15 protein-coding genes are annotated in these 19472 nt (G+C 43.2%); 3 read left to right on the forward strand and 12 right to left on the reverse strand.

Annotation, left to right across the window (positions count from 1 at the left end):
- Nucleotides 1–57 precede the first annotated feature (57 nt).
- On the reverse strand, nucleotides 58–897 hold the full coding sequence (locus tag AFM12_RS18535) for an SDR family oxidoreductase (protein ID WP_055151627.1): 840 nt from the start codon (nucleotides 895–897) through the stop codon (nucleotides 58–60).
- Between the two features lie 54 nt (nucleotides 898–951).
- Nucleotides 952–1362 carry an Rrf2 family transcriptional regulator gene (locus AFM12_RS18540; protein WP_055151630.1) on the reverse strand — a complete coding sequence of 137 codons (411 nt, stop codon included), beginning with the start codon at nucleotides 1360–1362 and terminating at the stop codon, nucleotides 952–954.
- Between the two features lie 370 nt (nucleotides 1363–1732).
- Here AFM12_RS18540 and AFM12_RS18545 point away from each other — a divergent pair, with 370 nt between their 5' ends.
- From AFM12_RS18545 to AFM12_RS18555, 3 genes are all read left to right on the forward strand, one after another.
- On the forward strand, nucleotides 1733–3964 hold the full coding sequence (locus AFM12_RS18545; protein ID WP_055151633.1) for an outer membrane protein assembly factor BamB family protein: 2232 nt from the start codon (nucleotides 1733–1735) through the stop codon (nucleotides 3962–3964).
- A 26-nt stretch (nucleotides 3965–3990) separates the two neighbouring features.
- On the forward strand, nucleotides 3991–5211 hold the full coding sequence (locus AFM12_RS18550; RefSeq protein WP_055151636.1) for a cupin domain-containing protein: 1221 nt from the start codon (nucleotides 3991–3993) through the stop codon (nucleotides 5209–5211).
- Nucleotides 5212–5279: 68 nt separating this feature from the next.
- Nucleotides 5280–6398, forward strand: a complete 1119-nt coding sequence (locus AFM12_RS18555) for a serine hydrolase domain-containing protein (RefSeq protein WP_055151641.1) — start codon at nucleotides 5280–5282, stop codon at nucleotides 6396–6398.
- 227 nt (nucleotides 6399–6625) lie between these two features.
- Here AFM12_RS18555 and AFM12_RS18560 read toward each other — a convergent pair whose 3' ends face one another.
- The 10 genes from AFM12_RS18560 to AFM12_RS18605 all read right to left on the reverse strand — a co-directional run bounded on the left by AFM12_RS18560 (nucleotide 6626) and on the right by AFM12_RS18605 (nucleotide 19444).
- Nucleotides 6626–7834 carry a Shedu immune nuclease family protein gene (locus tag AFM12_RS18560; protein ID WP_055151644.1) on the reverse strand — a complete coding sequence of 403 codons (1209 nt, stop codon included), beginning with the start codon at nucleotides 7832–7834 and terminating at the stop codon, nucleotides 6626–6628.
- Nucleotides 7835–8025: 191 nt separating this feature from the next.
- The gene (locus AFM12_RS18565; protein WP_055151647.1) at nucleotides 8026–9930 is read right to left on the reverse strand and encodes an SMP-30/gluconolactonase/LRE family protein; all 1905 of its coding nucleotides are present in this window, start codon (nucleotides 9928–9930) and stop codon (nucleotides 8026–8028) included.
- A 109-nt stretch (nucleotides 9931–10039) separates the two neighbouring features.
- A complete protein-coding gene (locus AFM12_RS18570) occupies nucleotides 10040–10795 on the reverse strand; it encodes a hypothetical protein (RefSeq protein WP_055151650.1) in 756 nt (251 codons plus the stop codon).
- Nucleotides 10796–11026: 231 nt separating this feature from the next.
- Nucleotides 11027–13006, reverse strand: coding sequence for an acetoacetate--CoA ligase (locus tag AFM12_RS18575; RefSeq protein ID WP_055151653.1), 1980 nt, complete (start codon nucleotides 13004–13006; stop codon nucleotides 11027–11029).
- On the reverse strand, nucleotides 13003–13311 hold the full coding sequence (locus AFM12_RS18580; RefSeq protein ID WP_055151656.1) for an AtuA-related protein: 309 nt from the start codon (nucleotides 13309–13311) through the stop codon (nucleotides 13003–13005). The genes AFM12_RS18575 and AFM12_RS18580 overlap by 4 nt, the downstream gene beginning before the upstream one ends.
- Before the next feature lie 3 nt (nucleotides 13312–13314).
- Nucleotides 13315–14628, reverse strand: coding sequence for an acyclic terpene utilization AtuA family protein (locus AFM12_RS18585; protein ID WP_055151659.1), 1314 nt, complete (start codon nucleotides 14626–14628; stop codon nucleotides 13315–13317).
- Complete coding sequence (locus AFM12_RS18590) at nucleotides 14625–15920, reverse strand: CitMHS family transporter (RefSeq protein ID WP_055151661.1); 1296 nt, start codon at nucleotides 15918–15920, stop codon at nucleotides 14625–14627. The genes AFM12_RS18585 and AFM12_RS18590 overlap by 4 nt, the downstream gene beginning before the upstream one ends.
- A 113-nt stretch (nucleotides 15921–16033) precedes the next feature.
- Complete coding sequence (locus AFM12_RS18595) at nucleotides 16034–17044, reverse strand: alpha/beta hydrolase (RefSeq protein WP_055151809.1); 1011 nt, start codon at nucleotides 17042–17044, stop codon at nucleotides 16034–16036.
- 34 nt (nucleotides 17045–17078) lie between these two features.
- A complete protein-coding gene (locus AFM12_RS18600; RefSeq protein WP_055151664.1) occupies nucleotides 17079–18377 on the reverse strand; it encodes an MFS transporter in 1299 nt (432 codons plus the stop codon).
- Between the two features lie 107 nt (nucleotides 18378–18484).
- A complete protein-coding gene (locus AFM12_RS18605) occupies nucleotides 18485–19444 on the reverse strand; it encodes an alpha/beta hydrolase (protein WP_229308533.1) in 960 nt (319 codons plus the stop codon).
- Nucleotides 19445–19472 lie beyond the last annotated feature (28 nt).

Here is a 19472-nt window from a genome sequence, read left to right on the forward strand (position 1 = left end):
GTTTAGATAGGAGTAAAAAGCTTGACCCCGCAGACTTCAACTGCGGGGTCAAATTCATTAATTTAGAGCCGTTTTAACGGCACTTTCTAAAGAGGTAGTCGAATGACCGATTAGTGATGAAAGCGTATGGCTGTCGTCGTAAAGGTCGCCTCGAGAAGCACTCACATCCCAGCTGGCCAGACCATCGGCAAAAACATCAGGGATGCCGATTCCTTTCAGAATTTTGCTATACTCCTGCTCGGGCAGGTTTTGGTATGGAATGGTTTTTCCGCTTTGCTTTGAAATTTCAGCGGCCAGTTCGTAAAGGGTGTAAGCTTCATCTCCGGCCAGTTCGTACACTTTCCCTTTGTGTTTTGTATCTGTTAAGACTACTGCGGCGGCTTCTGCAAAGTCTTTTCTGGCTGCTGAAGCAATTTTGCCCTCTCCGGCACTGCCTACAAAAGCTCCTGCCTGTAAGGCTCCCTGAATAGAGCCCGTGTAATTTTCAGTATACCAGCCGTTTCTAAGAATCGTATGCTCAATACCTGATTCTTTCAAAAGTTTCTCGGTAATAAGGTGCTCCCCGCCAAGGCTGATAGTGGTGGTATCAGCTTTCAGAATACTAGTGTAAACAATCCACTGAATACCTGCTTTTTGAGCAGCTTTGATAACGTTTTCGTGCTGCGAAGCTCTTTTTCCGATTTCATTTCCGGAGATCAAAAGAAGCGTTTCAATACCCTCTAGGGCAGCAGCCAAAGTCTCAGGTTTTTCATAGTCAAAAGCTCTGGCCTCAATTCCCTCTACTTTCTCCGGAGAGCGGACAAGAGCCACAAGGTTGCCGGCTTCTGTTCTGCTTTTCAATTGCTCTAAAACTAAAGATCCAAGTTGACCGGTAGCACCGGCAATTCCAATTTTCATTTTGTCTGTTAATTAATTGTAATAAAATATGTTACATTTTGGCCTAAAAAAATATCAATGAAACTCAGCAACGAAACTTTCGAGAGTTCTTCCCTGAAGCTCTCTTATCACTGAATCATCAATACTTGAAAAAAGACCATCGAGTTTTGCATTAATTTCTTTACCAATTGGGCATTGGGGATTGGTTTTCTCATTTCGTTTCCCCAGAACCTCCGAGTTTTTGACAGCCCGGTAAATGCTGTCCAGCGTAATGTCACTACTATTCTTCGCCAGAGCAGAGCCTCCTGCTTTCCCCTTTCGGCTTAATACCAGCCCGGCTTCGTTGAGAACACTCAGCTCACGCCGAACCACCACGGGATTCACATTAATGCTACTTGCGATCCACTCAGAGCTTATCCATTCTTCATTGCTGTCAGCAAGAAGGGTCAGGATATGAAGGGCCGTGGCAAATCTGGTGTTGTTCATTACGCCGCAAAGGTAACGGAATTTTAAATGTAACAAAAAATATTACATTTAATTTTTTTAATCTGCTCGCTATCTCCTTTGGCCTTCATATAAACCAAATATTTTGGTGAGGTCTGGTGATAATGGGCAGGACAAAAATCAAAGAATGATAATTTCACGGCCTAAAATTGAGTTTTGCAATCCGTTTCATGAGTCTTTGACGTCAAAAAATCAGTAGTGATTTCTTTAATCTGTCTTTTGACCTATTCCGCTTTCTCTTTGGTCTTGCTTTCTGTAGATTTACTTTAGTTGTTATTTCGACACTTAAAATTCTTTTGTTCTAACAAGGAAGAAAGAGGTCGGTAGCAACTAAAAATTCAACCCTGAAGAAATGATAAAATCTAAATACCATCTGGTGCTGGTCTGTGGTATTCTCTTTGCTTCTATCAGTTGTAAAAAGAACCAGACCAATAATACATGGACACACTACGGAGGTAGTCCTGAGCAATCCCGCTACTTTGAAGCCTCCGAAATTACCAAAGAGAATGTTGCCGGTCTGGAAGTCGCCTGGGTGTATGAAACCTCAGATGACGTCTTCAATTTCTTCAGCCCCATTGTGGTGGATACCATCATGTATGTTTATGGTAAAAACTCGTCGCTATCGGCCATAAATGCGGTAACCGGTAAAGAAATCTGGATTCATTCTAACCTGAGAGGCATTACCCGAAGAGGTATTAATTACTGGCAAAGCAAAGATGGCAAAGACCGCCGCCTCATTTTTACAATCAATAACACGCTGCAGTCCATAGATGCCATGACAGGGAAGTCCATTTTGACCTTTGGCAATAACGGCTACGTGGATTTAAAAGAGGGACTTGATCGTGATCCGGCGTCTATCCGCCGTATACAAAGCATGATGCCCGGAGTTATTTTTGAAGATTTGGTGATTCTGGGTTCCGCTCCCGGCGAAAACTATTTCTCCCCGCCAGGCCATGTGAGGGCTTATAATGTAGTGACCGGAAAAATGGAATGGATTTTCCATACCATTCCACATCCCGGAGAGTTTGGTTATGATACCTGGCCGAAAGATGCTTATAAATACGCCGGCGGAGCAAATGTTTGGAGTGAGATTTCTGTAGATACCGAGAGGGGCATCGCTTACCTTCCTATTGGCTCACCAACTTTCGATTTTTACGGGGTAGACCGTCTTGGAAGCAATCTTTTCGGGAATTCGCTGGTGGCTGTAGACGCTCGAACTGGCGAACGAATCTGGCATTATCAAACCGTTCATCATGATCTCTGGGACTATGACCTTTCACCGGCACCGCAGCTTATGACTGTTAACCGAAAAGGAAAAGAAGTGGATGCTGTAGCTGTTGCCACCAAGCATGGTTTTCTTTTCGTCTTTGACCGGGTCACCGGCGAACCTCTTTTTGATATTGAAGAAAAGCCTTTCCCAAAAAGCGAAATGGAGGGTGAAGAAGCGTGGCCTACACAGCCAATCCCTACCGAAATCCCTTCATTCACCTATCACGAAGTGACTCCGGAAATTCTCAATCCTCATTTTTCAGAAGAAACAAGAAATTACTGGATAGATCGCCTCAGCAAGGCAAAGACTGGCTTATACGTACCGCCTTCCAGCGAGTATGAGACTGTTATGATGCCTGGTGCTCTGGGCGGGGCTAACTATGGAAATACGGCGGCAGACCCACATAAGGGCATCATGTATATCATGTCACAAACTTGTGCCTCTGTCTATAAATTGAGTAAGGTGGAACCTCCGAAGATTGAGCTTTCAACCAATGACCGAACAAAAGCCAAAACCTTTTACGACAAAACCTGTCAAACTTGCCATGGGCCTAATATGGAAGGCTCTGTAGGCCCGACATTGAAAAACGTTGGCGACCAGTATCTATACAGCGAGTTTAAGGAGATTATCTTAAATGGACGCGGGCAAATGCCGGGCTTTACGCACGTGGATGAGGAAACCCTCAATGCTCTTTATCGCTTGCTGGGAGGTAATCCAAGACGTTTCAATTTTGGTGCTCGAAGCGATGAGTACGTAGACCCTGAAGGGCCTGTAGTGGCCTCTGGCGGGGCACCCATTGAGGATGATGGCAAACGTGCTGCCCCAATGGCTGATTATCCCGAAGGCACTGAGCATCCTGATGTACGCTACACCAGCAGCTACGATATTGAGTGGACGGCCCTGGTGAAGCCGCCATGGTCTTATATCATGGCCTATGATTTAAATACAGGTAAAATGCTCTGGAAACAGCCTTTTGGGGAGGACTCACTTTATACGCAGGGCGATCCATCTGTGGGAGCTCAGAATGGCACTGCCCGAAAAGGGATGATCGTCACCTCAACCGGGATAGTTTTTGCCAACGGAAAGGGCGGGAAAGTCTATGCTTTTGATTCAGAAAACGGGGAGATTCTTTGGCAAACCACCCTAAGTCATGAGACCAATGCCCAGCCGAGTATGTACACGGTCAATGGCAAGCAATATCTGGTCATTAACGCTGCCTCCAGTTTTACGCCTGATAGCTATGATCACTCCAAAAAGCCGGGGGCTTTGCCCAAAGGCTATGTCGTTTATACTTTGCCCAATAAGAAACCCTAAGCTGTTCAACTATAACCTATTGACGTATGAAATATTTAGTATCCAGCCTTCTGACATTCTTCTTAATCGTTTCGGTCAAAGCCCAAACGCTTCAGGAAAGGATAACTCATAATGATCCCGCTGATTACCGAAAACTCACCGGCGTACATGCGGGTGCGGGTCAAATGGGTTTTACGGAGTTAATTGGGAGGTATGATCTGGCCACAAATTTTCTCTATTTGCACAGCGGTACTATTGATCCGAAATCGGGTATAGGACATCATTTTCATCATACTATTGAAGAAATGTATGTGATTCTGGACGGTGAGGCTGAGTTTACCATCAATGGCAGAACCTCAAAAATTAAAGGGCCGGCTCTGGTGCCCTGCAAAAGGGGGGATTCTCATGCCATTTATAATCATACCAATAAGCCTCTCAAATGGCTGAATTATGCCGTAAGTGAGGTCAAAGGTCAGGGCGATGCGTTTGACCTGGGCGATACCCGGCAGGGAGCATCTTTGGAGGCAATTCCCACTTTCGTTTCTGCCAGTTTAGAAAAGAAAGAAATCCCGGCAACGCCCCCAAGGTTTGGCCCAAAACCTCGGAGCAGCCACTCGCTTCAGGTGCTTGGTCCGCAGGTTTTTCGCACAGACTGGCACCATGTAGATCATCTGATCATTCCGGTTGGTGAGGCAATTGACTCCCGGAAACTGGAAGGATTTCAGGAGGTTTATTACGTCGTCAATGGCTCAGGAACACTGAGTACAAACGGACAAACCGCTGCATTTAAAACAGATGATGCTTTTTACGGAGAATTGGGCGAAGACCTGAGTTTCAAAAATATCGGAAGCAATGATTTACAGATATTGGTGATTGGTATTGCGGCTGCAAAAGAAAGCGGAATGGCCATCCAAGAGCCTTTGGTAAAACCAAAATCTATGGCTCTTCAAATGGAATTTGTCGTTGAGCCGACCAATGCCGAAGAGTTTGAGAAAATGTATTATTCCATATATGTACCAGCCATGATTGTTCAAGACGGGTATATGAGCTCAAAACTGCTCAGACTTTTCCCAGAGGAGGTGGCCAAAGGCATCGAAGCCGAGCCTACGGAATATAATTACCAGATTCAGATTGAGTTTGACACTGAAGAAAACCGCCGTAAATGGGTAGCCAGCGACCAGCATCAAATCGCCTGGCCAGCCGCCTCAGGCCTCGCTAAAAAATTCAAATGGCGTGGGTATGATGTGATGGGGGATGACCAGCGTTGACATAGTCAACCATTTTATCTCAATCTACAACAAGGGAATAATTTCTAATTTATAGCGTTTTTATTCCCATGATGAAAAACATACTTCTTGTCTTTCTATTCTTCAACGGGTTAATGGCCTGTCAGCCAGAAATTGATCTTGAGACCAATTCTCTGGAAGAACTTCAACAGAAAATTCAGGGCGAGGCTGAAAGAAACGGACTAAGTTCTGTTGCTTATTCACTGGTCAGAAACGAGGAGATATTAATCAGTAGTGCCTGGGGCTTTGCCGACAAAGAGAATAAAGTACCCGCCACAGATCAGACGAGATATCTTCTCGCTTCTGTGTCAAAGACTATTACAGCGGTGGCGATCATGCAGTTGGTTGAGCAAAAACGAATACACCTTGATGATGACATCATGGCTTATCTGCCTTTTCCACTGCGAAACCCCAAATTTCCTGATTCCAAAATAACATACCGAATGCTGCTCAGCCATATGTCCAGCATTTCTGACCGGTATCAGAGTGGTTTGGATTTGTACTGCTATGGTACAGATTGTCCTATGACTCTGGAAACGTTTTTTGAAGAAACCTTCACGGAAAACGGCCTTTATTATTCGAAAAACAACTTTTCAAATATAGAACCGGGAACGGCGGAGGACTACAGCAATTTGGGAAGTGCCTTACTTGGTTATTTGGTGCAGCGAATCACTCAAATGCCTTTCGACGAGTATTGTAAACAGCACATTTTTGAGGTCTTGAGTATGAGCAAAACCGAGTGGCGGTTGGCGAAAACACCTCTCAATGAGTTGGCTATACCGTATTCAAGCGAAACGAACCGTGCTAATCCACACTATACCTTCCCCGATTATCCGAATGGCGGACTTAGAAGCAGTCTTCATGATCTTTCCATTTTCTTACGGGCAATCATTCAGGATGGAACCTTTCAGGGCCATCAGATACTTTCAGCTTCCAGTATGGCAGAGATGAAAAAATTCCAGTTTGGCAGCACAGAGCAATGCCTTTCTTTTTATTACGAAACCATCAACGGCAAGAAATACCTTGGTCATAGCGGTGGCGAGATGGGAGTGACAACAGAAATGTATTTCGATCGAGATACTGGCCTTGGTGTAGTGCTGCTATGCAACGACGAAGACGCTGACTTGGAGAATATCATGGCTTTGTTATTTCATTATGGGGAGAAATAATAGAAAGCTCATCGGCCCTTCGGTAATCAATGCTTGATTTTGTCTTGCTGGTGTTTAAGTGAATAGTCTGTGCTGATACTTCAATCTCGGCCAAAAAGTTCAAATGGCGTGGTTATGATGTGATGGGGGATGATTTGAGGTAGGTTGGTGGTAAAGACTTACCGGTATCTTAGGTTTCGAGATAATTTGAGTAGTGATGTTAGGAAGCTCTTATATTTTACTGGTAGCTAAACTTTTGACATTTGTTCAATTGTAATTTTTATTCTTTTAATTAGATCATCATACGAGATGATATCAATAACGTTTTTATATTTTCTCTTAATAATTTCTAAATCACTTAACTGTTCAATAGTTAAGTTGTTTTCTCGACCCATAACTATTAGTCCATTTGGGTTTGTTATTCTTATTTTCATTCCTTTCGGCAAGCAATTTTTATACTCTTTGGTAAGTTCATCCTCTCCTTTTTTTCCCCACTTATTGAGATAGTAAATGTACTTTTCTATCTGCATTATGGTTCCTGATAGCTCTCTCTTGGGAATGTGATTATCTCTATAATGACTATTCGATATCATTGCTGATTCCATTGGCTTCTTTATCTCGATAATATCTATATGGCCTAAATAATCAACAAGAACATAATCAAGTCTTCTCGTTTTACCGGAGTATATATCTTTGAATTTGACTTCCTTAAATACCGCGATATACTTTGGGAAGAGCAGAATTAAAATATTCAGAATTTGATCTTGCCATTGTTTTTCAGAATATTTTCTCTCGCTTTTAAGCATGTCTTCTAAATGCTCAAGAATTGTATTCAATTTCTGTATTTCATATTCATCAAAAAGTTTCGCTAAATCTGGATTGTTTAGTTGTTCAAGTTTTTTATTTAGGTAGTTATTAAATTTAGTCGTAGAACTTTCTTTTGTTTCCAAGAAATTTGATAGAGTACTTTCTATTCGAGCATTTGAATATAGTTTTACCTCATAACCATTCGGTAATAGTTTTAATAGTTCATTGTACTCTTTAGATGGGATCTTACCATTCCCACTTTCATCTCCTCCAATGTATAAAGGTTCTATAATTAAGTCATCAAGTCGCTTTATGACAGAAGCATTATTAGTTGTTACAAAGTGTTTCATTGTGAAATCGGAACCGACTTTGATGTATATATCATTTTCAATTCCGAATACACTTTTACTTAGTTTGTAATAACTTCCGACTTTAGTACCAATTCTAAAATTATATTCAAAGCCATCCATTTCTTCCTCACCTGCATCAAGTTCTCGCTGATCAATAATATCGGATTTTTTAAAATTGAAAGCTTTTCTGATTTTAGCTAAATTTCGGTCCGCGAATTGTTTTTTAATCCAATTTTCTTCACTTATGTCATCTACACATTTTAATACTAGGTCATTACCTTTTTCATATATGTAATTCATTCTTTATTTCTTAGTTACCAGTAATAGTATTGTCGATGAGATTCAGTGGGGTAGTAGCGTCTATTTCGCTATTTTCGAGAACCACCAGAAGTGTTTTTTTCATCTTTTTTGATCCAAAAATTTCAAAATCCCCGAAACTTATCGGGTTTGACTTCTGGCCACAGTTCCCTTCGGACAAACTCTAACCAAATTTATAAATAGTTAATATACCCTGCCTTCTTTGTCCTAATCTTATAGATTTTATCAAAACTGGTGATAAAAAGCGTCTTCATGTTCTCTTCACCAAAACACAAACTTACTGGGAAAGTGGGGAGGTTAATGATGCCCATAAATACTCCCTGATTATTGAAGATTTGAACGCCCATGTAAGTGGCCACATAGATATTACCTTCGGTGTCAATGGCCATTCCGTCTGCACTGGATGACTTTCCTTTTCGGTTCAGTACATTTTCGGGGAGTAGAAGTTTGGCAAATTGCCGTCCGTTACGGATGGTTCCGTCTTCATTGACATCATAGGCCCAGACGTAGTTTTCCTTCTCGCTGTTCACCGGGAACCAGCTTTCATCGTCGTAACAGTTATTGATATAAAGCGTTTTGCCATCCGGCGAAAGCAGAATCCCGTTTGGCATGGCAAATTCATTGGGTTCGGTGATTCTGATCACTTCTCTATCAGCATTGACATAATACACCGCCCGTCCGGGTTGAAATTTCTCGGGTTCCATGGTAAACTGCGGGTCAGTGAAATAAAAGCCTCCCTTTTTATCGGTGATCACATCGTTCGGTCCGTCGATGGGCTTGCCGTTATATTCGTTAGCCAATACCTGAATCACTTTTCCTGTTGTGCTCATTTCCACCACCCGGTGCCCCATCATATCACAAACAATCAGGTTGCCGTTTTTGTAGGGGTATAGGCCGTTGGTCTGCATTTTCCCTTGAGTAATGGCGTGGTAATGCCCATCGGGATCCATCTCAATGGTAGAGCTTTTTTGAGGCGAAGCCCCAAAGTTTTGATCAAAGAACATATTGGAAAAATAGACTTTGCCATTCATCCATTTCGGCCCTTCAGTGAAAATGAGAGTGGGCTTTGTTTTTGAGCCGTCGATCAACAGTTCGGCTTCAGCATCTTCCGGGATTATCTCATGAAAGGCCTTTTGGGCATCAGCAATTCTGGATTGAATACCTTCCTGAGCAGGCCATATAACTTCAAGAACATCCAGGCCGAAGGAGTCTGTGGTAACCCCATGAACCATATTTGGCGGCAGGTAGAGAACGTCCTCTTTTTCAAGCTTACGGTTTTTACCCAGAGTCATTAACGAGGCGTTGCCACGTAGTGCCAGTTCCAGCTTTTCCACCGGGTCGGCGATCGGTGGAATTTCGCTAAGAGGATCAATTTGGGTAAATCCAACTTGAATAGTTTCACCGGAAATGATGCGGGCATTGATGGTTTCGGAGATCACGCTGAGCGGAATATCGTATAAATCATAGACGAAATTCGGTTGAACCGAAGGCTCAACGGTGTTTTCTGCACGAACCTCCTGAGGAACATCAGTCACCCCGGATTTAGCGAGGTAATCGGCCCTTACCGGGGCATAGATTTCAAGCAATTTTGCCCCGTTTTCTCCGGCAGTAAATTGATTCAGACTACCCTTTTTTTGATATACAAACGGAGTGACCGGCATGCCGCCATGAGTACCATCTTGCTCTTCCCGGGCTTTGGCAGCTAGCTCCTCATTTTGATCATTGATTTGCATTGTAACAGAGCCTGCCAGCACAAAAAGGAAGCGATCAGCGGGAAGTGTATCTCCATTAATTCCCGAGCCAGGTTCCAGATTGAGTCTGGCTGTCATAGCTCCGTTTCCATAGAACAGAGTTGCATTAATGCCCTCGGCGAGTTCAAAACTTTGCTGTTGATTTTTGGTCAAAACCTGCCCGGGTTCAGTCAAAAGTGGGATTCCGTTCTCAGGTAGGTTTACAGAAGTTGTTTGAAGGTTATATTTTTCAATCAGCTCCTGATTTTGGCTTTGCCAGTCGGTATCGGTGGAACATTGAAAAAAGGTTAGGCCAAGGAGGGCCAATAGGGCCGTGTTTTTTGTCATTCAGGGTTGAGATTTGGTAACCCTAAATTAGTCTTTTGGCCTTTGCTCTCAAAGAGTTAGAGGTTCGTCTTGACGAGTACTTTCTCAGTATCGTCTACACTCCCCTGGCCTAAAAAGTATAGTTTAAGCCAAAATTCCAGTTGAATTTAGAAACATCATCCGGCTGAAAAGGTACAACCACCTGCCCAAACAAACTTAGCGGCAATTTGCCCGCGTGAAGGCTTCCTATTGCCGAGGTAAACCAGCCCTTGAACGGGATGGTATTATTGATATAAAATAGGTTTGGGGTTATTCTGGCATGTATTTTCTGTGGAGAGCCAAAAGGCCCGAGAGGAACGCTGGCCATAGCGAAATGTCCACTGGATACTCCTGATGGGTCAAGAGCGGTGCTGAACCAATAGACCATCCGAACCCCCATTTTTTCTGATACCTGAGAACCCACAAGTGCCTCAAAAGCCATGTAGCGATCCATCGACTGCTCCACGTGTTTTTTGCCATTCACTTCAGAATCGGTTCGGCTGTAAAACTGAGAGAAATTAGCCCCGAGGCCGTAATACACCTGGTTTTGATTAATTCGGTATCTCACCCATTGATTCAAAACCCATGGCCGGGCATCTAACGAAAAGTTGTATTCCGGTGAAAAAGTGAAGTTTCCTTTTTTGATATAGAAAGTGTTCATCAAGGCTGGTCGCCCTAAGCTGAAGGCAGGCACCGGAGAAATTCCATTATTATTCAATTGCATGTTTCCATGAAACTCCCATTTCGGCTTTTCGGGTGCAAGTGACTGGTCTTGGGCATAGCCTGATAAACAAACTAGGAATAAAAAGAACAGTTTGAGTCCTTTTGAAAAAATTGAATTATTCAAGGATAAGTGGTTTTAAGAGGTTAAACAATGACTTTTTGGTCGTCATGATTTTCGTGCAGCAAAAGTACTGATTTTAAATCCAATGCAGTTGCTTCAGGCTAATATTTATAGAAAAGGAATACTGAATATCGACTTTTTGATGTAAGAGTAAATAGTGTTTTTCGTAGGAGCCATTCCAGTTTGTTGCCTTTAGGTTTGTTTTAAAGAAAAGATCCTAGATACTAAATCAAATCAATTTGATTTCAGAATTTCTTTCAATCTACCCTCCCCTAAGGTCACAAACTCTGTGACGGACTCCGGGTTTCGCATGCTGCCTAAATTGACCGCCTTTTCAGGGGGTATGCCCATCAGAATTTTTTTGACCGGAGCCTCCATTTTTTTACCACTGAGTGTGAAGGGGATGTCATTTACGGCGATAATGGTATCAGGTACATGGCGTGGAGAATACGCTTTGCGAAGTCCTGTATTGATTTGTTCTTCCACGTTTTGGTTGAACTCCTGACCCTTCCTCATTTTGACGAACAAGGGCATAAAATGCTCTCCGTTTTTCTTCTCAATATTGACAATAAGGCTTTCTTCAACTTGTGAAATTTGATCAATCACTCGATAAATTTCGGCAGTCCCAATTCTTATGCCGTTCCGGTTCAGAGTGGCGTCAGAGCGGCCTGAGATGATCAATGTTTTTCTATCGGTAATAGTCAGCCAGTCGCCATGTCGCCAGATATTTGGAAACATTTCAAAGTAACTTTCTGTGTATTTTTCAAAGCTTTCATCGCCCCAAAAAAAGACAGGCATGGATGGCATCGGTTTTGTCAAAACCATTTCACCTTCCTCATTTCTAAGCGGTTCGCCCCTTTCATTAAAAGCGTCAACTGATGCACCGAGACAAGCTCGCTGAATTTCACCGAGATAAACGGGTACGGCAGGCACTCCACCGACAAAGGCAGTGCATAGGTCAGTTCCACCGCTCATAGAAATCGTCCATAGCGGGTCTTTCACTTCTTCTTTTAGCCATTGAAAACCTTCAGATGGTAAAGGTGCACCGGTAGAACTTAGGGAGCGTAGACTGTTTAATCCGGCCAGACTTTTAGGAGAAATGCCTGCCTTTTTACAGGCGAGAATAAAGGGAGCAGAAGTGCCAAAATGTGCAATTTTCGCAGAGTCAATCAGCCTCCAAAGGACACCAAGATCAGGGTACGAGGGACTACCATTATACAAAACTATGGTACCTCCCAGCAAAAGCACGCCTTGTACAAAGTTCCACATCATCCAACCCGTTGTGCTGAACCAGAAATAGCGTTCGCCGGGTTTCAGGTCATTATGAAAATGAAGGTATTTGAGATGTTCCAGCAAAATTCCACCCTGTGAATGTGTAATAGCTTTTGGCTTTCCTGTTGTGCCTGAACTATACAAAATCCAGATGGGATGCATGAAATCCACATAGGTGTAGGGTATGTTTTGGCCGGCATTTTTTCTCATGATATCCGACCAATTGACTGAATCTTTTTCGGCTGATGAATCGTCAATCATAATGAGGGACTCAACGGTCGGGAGGTTCTTTTTCAAATGTTCAATAACCTCTGACCGGTCAAATTCCTTTCCATTGTACGAATAGCGAGCTGCGGCGATCAGAACCTTAGGTTCAGTTTGTTGAAAACGGTCAATAACACTATCTGCTCCAAAATCTGGTGAAGTGGAGGTCCAGATGGCCCCGACTGCGGCGGTAGCTAGCATAGCTGCTGTGGCTTCTGGAATATTGGGAAGGTAAGCTGCTACCCGGTCTCCTTTTTTTACTCCGGCTTTAACCAACCAGTGGGCCAAAGAGGCTACTTGTTTCTCAAGCTCGGTCCATGAAGTTTCAGTGGTTGTGTGCCTTTCATCCAAATAAATGATTGCGGGGTTCTCTGCGTTTTTATTTCTGAAAATATGCTCAGTGTAGTTTAAAGTAGCCCCTTCAAACCACCTTACCCTGGGCATTGGGTCATCAGAGAGTGTATTCTGTGGAGGAGTATGAAATTGAATTTCAAAGTAGTCAACCAAACTTTCCCAAAAGGCAGGGACATTGTTGACTGACCATTTCCAGAGAGCATCATAATCCTGAAAACTTAAATCTCGGTTTTCCTCTAGCCAGTTGAGATATGTGCTCAGATTGGATTCTTCAATCGTTCGGGTATCGGGCTTCCAAAGAATTTCGGGTTCCTGATTGGTCATTTTTCTTCTATTTCCATTTCTAAGAGGGCAGAGCTCAGGCACTTACCATGGGCGTCTAGTGCCAATGAAGTGGTAACTCCACCTGCCAACGCATCTTCACAGACAAAGAGTAAAGCTGAAATGCCTTCTAATTCATAACGGGTAACAGAGCCTTTCAAATGTTCTTTGAGATGGTTCTTTACAGCTTCGGGCGTTATTTTTTCGCAGAGCAAACCGAAATCTTTTTCCTCAAAAGGAATCAATGAGAGAGTGGAGATATTGCCTTTATCTCCGGCACGGCTATGGGCTATTTCGTAGAGTTTCATGGGCTAAAAGATTTCAATTTGAGGGTTCACCTGGTTTCGGTCCATCAAAATAGAATGTATCCCGATTACCTCTTTGCTGTATTTTTTGACCCCACCACCACCAGCTGGGCCATTGGTATAGAGAGCTTCCACTTCTTCGCCCACTAGTCTTGCCTGTTCTGGTGTTTCACAATTTGCGGCTATTCTTAGGCGAATTTCGGAAGGTGAAAATTCGGCGGTTTGGCCTTTATGAATGGAGTTCTGACCAATATAATCAACCCGAATTTCACTGACCTTATCTTTGAGACGCTTCTCAATAATGTCAGCCGCCAACTGAGCTCTTTCCAAAGCATCAAAACCTGTGTAGGAAATCTCACCTTCGCCCAGATAATAGGCACGGTAACCCACGCTGACTTTCAGAGTCTCAGAAGCAGCGGTGCCTCCACCACCATGAAAACCAATTACGTTTTCTGAAATTTCCTCAAAAGAAACGGTGCTGAAGTCAGCGGTTACGTCAGGAGTTTGATAGGCATAAGGATTTACTACTTCATAAAGCAATTGCTCTTTTGCAGTCATACAGCTTAGTCTTCCGCCGGTGCCTTTCACTTTTGAAAAAGTGGCGGTTCCTTCTTTTGTAATTTTGGCAAAAGGGTGCCCGAGATTTGCAGGATCAGGAATTTGTTTTCTGCCCATATCCATATAATAACCACCGGTTAATTGCCCGGCACATTCCAGTAAATGACCGATGACGGTTCCTTTGCCCAATAAGTCCGAATCGGCTTTTGTCCACCCAAACTCAAACATCATCGGAGCAAGAAATAAAGAAGGGTCAGCTACCCGTCCTGTTATAATGATTTGTGCTTTCTGCTTCAAGGCCTCCAGAATTCCTTCCACTCCAAGATAGGCGTTAGCCGAAACTATGGGCCCGGATTCCTTAATCGGTTTTTTGGTTTCTAATGTGATTTCATCACCGGTCAATTGATCCAGAACATCATCACCGAAAACGGCGGCCACCTTGATATCGAACCCGGCATTTTGGGCTAATTTTTTTACCTTTTTCGCGGCGGAAATGGGATTCGCAGCTCCCATGTTCGTTATCAATGTGATATTGTTTTTGACCAAATGGGGTAGAAGAGAGCTTATTCGCCTTTCCAGCAAAGGATCATAACCTAACTCTGGATTGTCAAGTTTTCTTTTTTGAGCCAAAGCAATCGTTCTTTCGGCCAGGCATTCTAATACCAGATAATCGAGTTCGGCTTTGTCGGCTAAAACGACGGCCGGTTCAAGCCGATCGCCTGAGAACCCTGCTCCACAACCAATACGTATTTGATCTTTCATATACTCAATGAACCAGTCAAAACTGCAACAATGGCCATCACGATGGTAGTACCCCAGGCCCACAAAAAAGTATGACGCTGATGATCACCCAGCTCTACTTCTGCCAGGCCAATAAGTAGAAAAGTGGAAGCTGTAAGGGGACTTAGTGGAAAACCCACAGTCATTTGACCCAATAAGGCCGCCCGACCCATTTGAATGGTATCCATATTTAATTGAGAGGCAGACTCTGATAATACGGGCAAAACCCCGAAATAATAGGCATCAGGTGTAAATAATAAACTGGCCGGCATGCTGGTGATTGCGGTAAGAACGGGCAGAAAATTGGATTGTTCATCTGGGATTAACTGAACAAGAGACGTAGCCATGGCATCAATCATACCCGAACCGTTCAAAATACCGGAGAAGATTCCGGCCGCAAAAATCAGACTTGAAACCAGGAAAATGTTATTTCCATGGCTGCGTAGAACCTTCTTCTGATCAGCGAGTTTCGGATAGTTGATTTGCAAAACTAACATGGAAGCGATGACAAATAGAACCGGGGCCGGAATCCAACCTTCCATCAATGAAACAATCAGCAAAACGGTCAAAATTGCATTGATCAGTATCAATTTGGGCCTGCGAAGTTCTTTTTGATCTGTCGTCAGCTCTTCCTTATGGTTGTATTCAAAGTCGATAACTCCCAGTTTTTTACGTTCCCGCATTCCCCAGTACCAGGCCACGAATAACACCCATAAAATACCTGCACCAATGGCCGGAAGGTTTGGAGTAAATAGATGAACGCTGTCTGTTTCCAGAACCGAAAGGGCCCGTGCAGAAGTACCCGACCAAGGAACTAAATGAATAGGGCCCACACTCATGGCAACAATACCCGGCAGTACAAGTTTGTTTATCTTCAATGCTTTGTAAATGGGAAGGAAAGCGGAGAGAACAATCATGAAAGTGGCTGTACCATCACCATCTAAATGAACGATCATGGATAAAATAGCTGTACCCAAAATAACCTTCAAAGGATCGCCTTTGACCGAACGAATGATGAATGAAATCACAGGGTCAAATAAGCCGGCATCAAGCATGGTGGCAAAATATAGCACAGCGAACATCAGTAAAATACCCGTGGGAGCAACCTGTTTTATACCCTCCAAAGAATACTGACCAATCTCCAATGGCTTAAAGCCAGCGATGAGAGCTATGATTACAGGCGTTAAAACCAGGGCTACAATAACAGAAACCTTCTTGCTGATAATTAGAATCAGAAAAATGAGAATGATTGCAAAGCCAAGAAGTGCCAACATTTTATTTCAATAGTTTACAAACTAAATGTGATGAGATATGAGTGATGATGGATAAGATATTCTACTTATCACTTTAACAGCATTTATAGTTCATCATTAAACATTCATCGTTATCAAAACTCCAGGTAATCATCAAAAAAAGGAAGCATAGCATTCAGCACCCGACCGTCCATAGTCCAAATTTTATTGATATGGTCACCAATATATTCTTCAGCATAATGATTGATTCCGAGATTCTCCAGCCGAACGCTAAACAGCATATTTTGCTGCGGAAAACGAGGGGCATCATTTCTCCCCCAGTCGAGCTTTATAGCAGTATATTTTCTTAAATTATCCGCATATTCATTGACCATTTCCACAGGCATATTGGCATGCCATTTTTCTAAAATGTCCTGGTGAACAATCATTGAATCACCTTCATACGTGAAAGGCATGTCACAATAGAATGGTGGTTTGTTTGGGTTTGGCGACCAGGCTCTTCCTACGGCAACCAAGACTTTAGGGTAATAGGTTTTACGTAACTCTTCCACCGTTTTAACCTCCTGAAGCTCTTTGAATGATCTGCTGTTCGGACCGAATTCTTTAACAAAAGCCATCAGACCCGGGCTCATTCCATACATGACACTAAATGTTTCAGGATGGAGCATCCCCACTTTGATGGCTCCGTAGCCTCCCATACTGTGTCCGCCAATACCGCGGCTTTTCCGGTCGGGAATGGTCTTGAAATGACTGTCCATATAGTTGACCAGTTCTTTTGCGGTAAAGGCATCCCAGTCTCCGATATAACTTGATTTACTATAAAAACTGCCTTGAAAAAGGGTGTTTTGATCAGAGATCACCAAAATGTAAGGTCTGATCTTTTTCTTATTGATGGCGGCGTCAAGTACGTTTTTCATCATCGGATAAATACTATCTGTACCCGTGAAGCCATGGAGGTAATATACCACAGGGTATCGTTCATTGCTTTCGTCATAGCCGGGTGGCAGATAAACCGAGCATTTCCTGTTTGGGTTTTCACCGCCCTCGTTGATCAGGGCTTTTGATTCAAGAATAAAACTGACCACTTTGCCGTTTTGGCAAATGGCTGAAAGCGGTAAAAAAAGAAGTAGAAGAAATCGTTTCATGAGTAAGTTTTCAATTCTGTTCAATCATTTCGGTTTAGCTCACATCTTCAGAGCTATTGATCCAGGTCATAATGCCTGCTATCAATGCCGGAATAGCAAAAATGAGAAAATTAGCTCCGATACTTAGCCCCATACCGATGAACACTCCGGCAAGCATTGGTCCAAAAATAGCCCCCATTCGGCCTGAACCCATAGACCAGCCAATTCCGGTCGTTTTGAATTCTGAAGGGTACATGCGAGCGGCAAAAGCATACAAGCCCACAAAGCCTCCCTGAATACCGAAGCCTAGCATTCCAAACACAAAAAGGATAATATCAGAGCCCACAAAGAAGCCAAAACAAGACATAAGTACGGCTGTAAATATCAGAATAACCCCGATGGTCTTTTTCAATCCATACTTGCTGGAAAAATAACCCTGGGTGACAATCCCGAAAAAGGCTCCAACATTAAAAACGGTACCTGCATAGATGGCGAGTTCGAGTGATAGGCCTGCTTCAGTGGCTAGTTTAGGAATCCAGCTGGTCATGAAATAAAGTGCCGCAAAGGCCATAAAGAGGGCGATCCAAAGCTCGATGGTTGGTTTTTTGTATTTGCCTTTGAGGAGTTTATCCACCGGTATCGCAGCCTGTTTTGCCGGCTTTTCAGGCAATTCTGTTAAAGCATTGCCTCCCAGTTTGGCTATGATTTTATTGACCTTCTCCAGAGCGTTTTTGGGGTGCGTCGTCAGGTAAAAATGAATAGATTCAGACAAAAAGAAGATGACCAAAGGAATAGCTGTCATTGAGGCAACCCCGGCATAGAGAAACATGGCTTCCCATCCTTCGTTCGGAATAACTTTGGCAGCCACCAAGCCTGAGATTACGGCACCAATCGGGTAGCCCGAAATAACAAAGCTTACCCAAAAGTCTCTGTTCTTATCAGAGGTATATTCTGCTGTCAATGCGGCAGTACTTGCGAGCATACAGCCAATTCCGAGTCCACTCACAAAACGGTAAATCATAAGGCTGTTAATGTCCGGTGCGTAGGCCGTCATATAAATCCCGAAACCCATCATGACTGCACTTAGTAATATCATGTTTTTACGCCCGATCTTATCAGCATAGGGTGCAATAAGTAAGGTGCCTATAGTCATCCCAAATAGACCGGCACTGAAAACCACTCCTAGGGCCTCGGGTCCTATTTCCCAAGCTTTTGAGATAGCGGGTGCTGTGTATGAAATCACCAATACATCCATGCCATCCAGCATATTCATGTACCAGCAAACCAGAATGGTTCCTATCTGTAAAAGGCTAAGTTTACCTTCATCAAGAAGGGCTTTAACGGATTGAGTCATTTTTATTTCGTTAGGGTTTTGAGAGGCCTTTTTCAGCCTGCTCAGTTTTGTGTCTCAATATGAGAAAATGAATTGAATGGACTGTCTTTTACTCTCTGTTTAATGTATTAACGGGTCAAATTTTTACTTTTTTGTTGGTTAAAAAACGCAACCATTTCATCGTAATACTTTTCTATCATCACCCCTGGTCCATGACCCCCTTCGGGTACGATGACCAGTCGGCTAACTGCCCCGGCTTTCTGCTGAGCTTCATATAATTTCTCACTTTCACAGTGAGGAACCAGCGGATCAGCCGTACCATGAAAAATGAGCATTGGCGGGTTCTCTTTTTTGACATAGCTAATTGGGTTTGCCAATGCCACTTTGGCTTTATTTTCCTGGATTGGGCCACCCACCAGAGTAGATTCGGGTGAATCGGCACCGTCATGGCTAAAACTGCTTCCACAGCTATCCATGATCAGGAAATCTGTAGGACCAAACCAGTCGACAACAGCATCTACCGAACTATCCATTTCAGGGTGTTTTCCGATTTTGTTATCCAATGAAATTTCCAAACCTCCCAAAACAAATTCTTCCAAACCACTTGTTACCCCCGCCATAGTAGAAAGATGACCGCCTGAAGAGTATCCGGAGATTCCCAGAAAACGGGTATCCAATGAAAACTGGTCTGCATTTGCCCGAATGTATCTTATGGCAGCCTTTATATCATGAATTTGAGCGGGCCAAATGGCATCACGGCTGGAGCGGTGATTGACACTCACTACGGCATAGCCATTTCGTAAAAGGGTTTGACCGAAATCATTCAAAAAACATTGTGATTTGGAGGAGTTCGAGAACCAGGCACTTCCATACACTGTCACGATCACCGGGAAAGGGCCTTTGCCTTCTTTCGGAAGAAAAATATCGAGTTTGTGTCCAATATGATTATCACCTACATAATCAAGGTCAATCCATGCTTTTGAGGATTCAACGGGGCCGGGTATTGGAGTATTTTGAGCTTTAGCCATAAACAAGAGAAGTAAAAATGGCAGAGTGTAAATCAGTTTCATCTTTATCAGGTATTTCAAGAGGTTAATGACAGGTTGATAAGGAAAG

The sequence above is a fragment of the Jiulongibacter sediminis genome (assembly GCF_001306455.1).
In the GTDB taxonomy this organism is placed as follows: Bacteria; Bacteroidota; Bacteroidia; order Cytophagales; family Spirosomataceae; genus Jiulongibacter; species Jiulongibacter sediminis.

What these genes read in the sequence shown, in the direction of transcription:
- AFM12_RS18555 (WP_055151641.1), top strand. Translation starts at nt 5,280, where the DNA reads ATGATGAAAAACATACTTCTTGTCTTTCTATTCTTCAACGGGTTAATG.
- AFM12_RS18540 (WP_055151630.1), bottom strand. Translation starts at nt 1,362, where the DNA reads ATGAACAACACCAGATTTGCCACGGCCCTTCATATCCTGACCCTTCTT.
- AFM12_RS18590 (WP_055151661.1), bottom strand. Translation starts at nt 15,920, where the DNA reads ATGTTGGCACTTCTTGGCTTTGCAATCATTCTCATTTTTCTGATTCTA.
- AFM12_RS18535 (WP_055151627.1), bottom strand. Translation starts at nt 897, where the DNA reads ATGAAAATTGGAATTGCCGGTGCTACCGGTCAACTTGGATCTTTAGTT.
- AFM12_RS18600 (WP_055151664.1), bottom strand. Translation starts at nt 18,377, where the DNA reads ATGACTCAATCCGTTAAAGCCCTTCTTGATGAAGGTAAACTTAGCCTT.
- AFM12_RS18545 (WP_055151633.1), top strand. Translation starts at nt 1,733, where the DNA reads ATGATAAAATCTAAATACCATCTGGTGCTGGTCTGTGGTATTCTCTTT.
- AFM12_RS18560 (WP_055151644.1), bottom strand. Translation starts at nt 7,834, where the DNA reads ATGAATTACATATATGAAAAAGGTAATGACCTAGTATTAAAATGTGTA.
- AFM12_RS18550 (WP_055151636.1), top strand. Translation starts at nt 3,991, where the DNA reads ATGAAATATTTAGTATCCAGCCTTCTGACATTCTTCTTAATCGTTTCG.
- AFM12_RS18565 (WP_055151647.1), bottom strand. Translation starts at nt 9,930, where the DNA reads ATGACAAAAAACACGGCCCTATTGGCCCTCCTTGGCCTAACCTTTTTT.
- AFM12_RS18595 (WP_055151809.1), bottom strand. Translation starts at nt 17,044, where the DNA reads ATGAAACGATTTCTTCTACTTCTTTTTTTACCGCTTTCAGCCATTTGC.
- AFM12_RS18585 (WP_055151659.1), bottom strand. Translation starts at nt 14,628, where the DNA reads ATGAAAGATCAAATACGTATTGGTTGTGGAGCAGGGTTCTCAGGCGAT.
- AFM12_RS18580 (WP_055151656.1), bottom strand. Translation starts at nt 13,311, where the DNA reads ATGAAACTCTACGAAATAGCCCATAGCCGTGCCGGAGATAAAGGCAAT.
- AFM12_RS18575 (WP_055151653.1), bottom strand. Translation starts at nt 13,006, where the DNA reads ATGACCAATCAGGAACCCGAAATTCTTTGGAAGCCCGATACCCGAACG.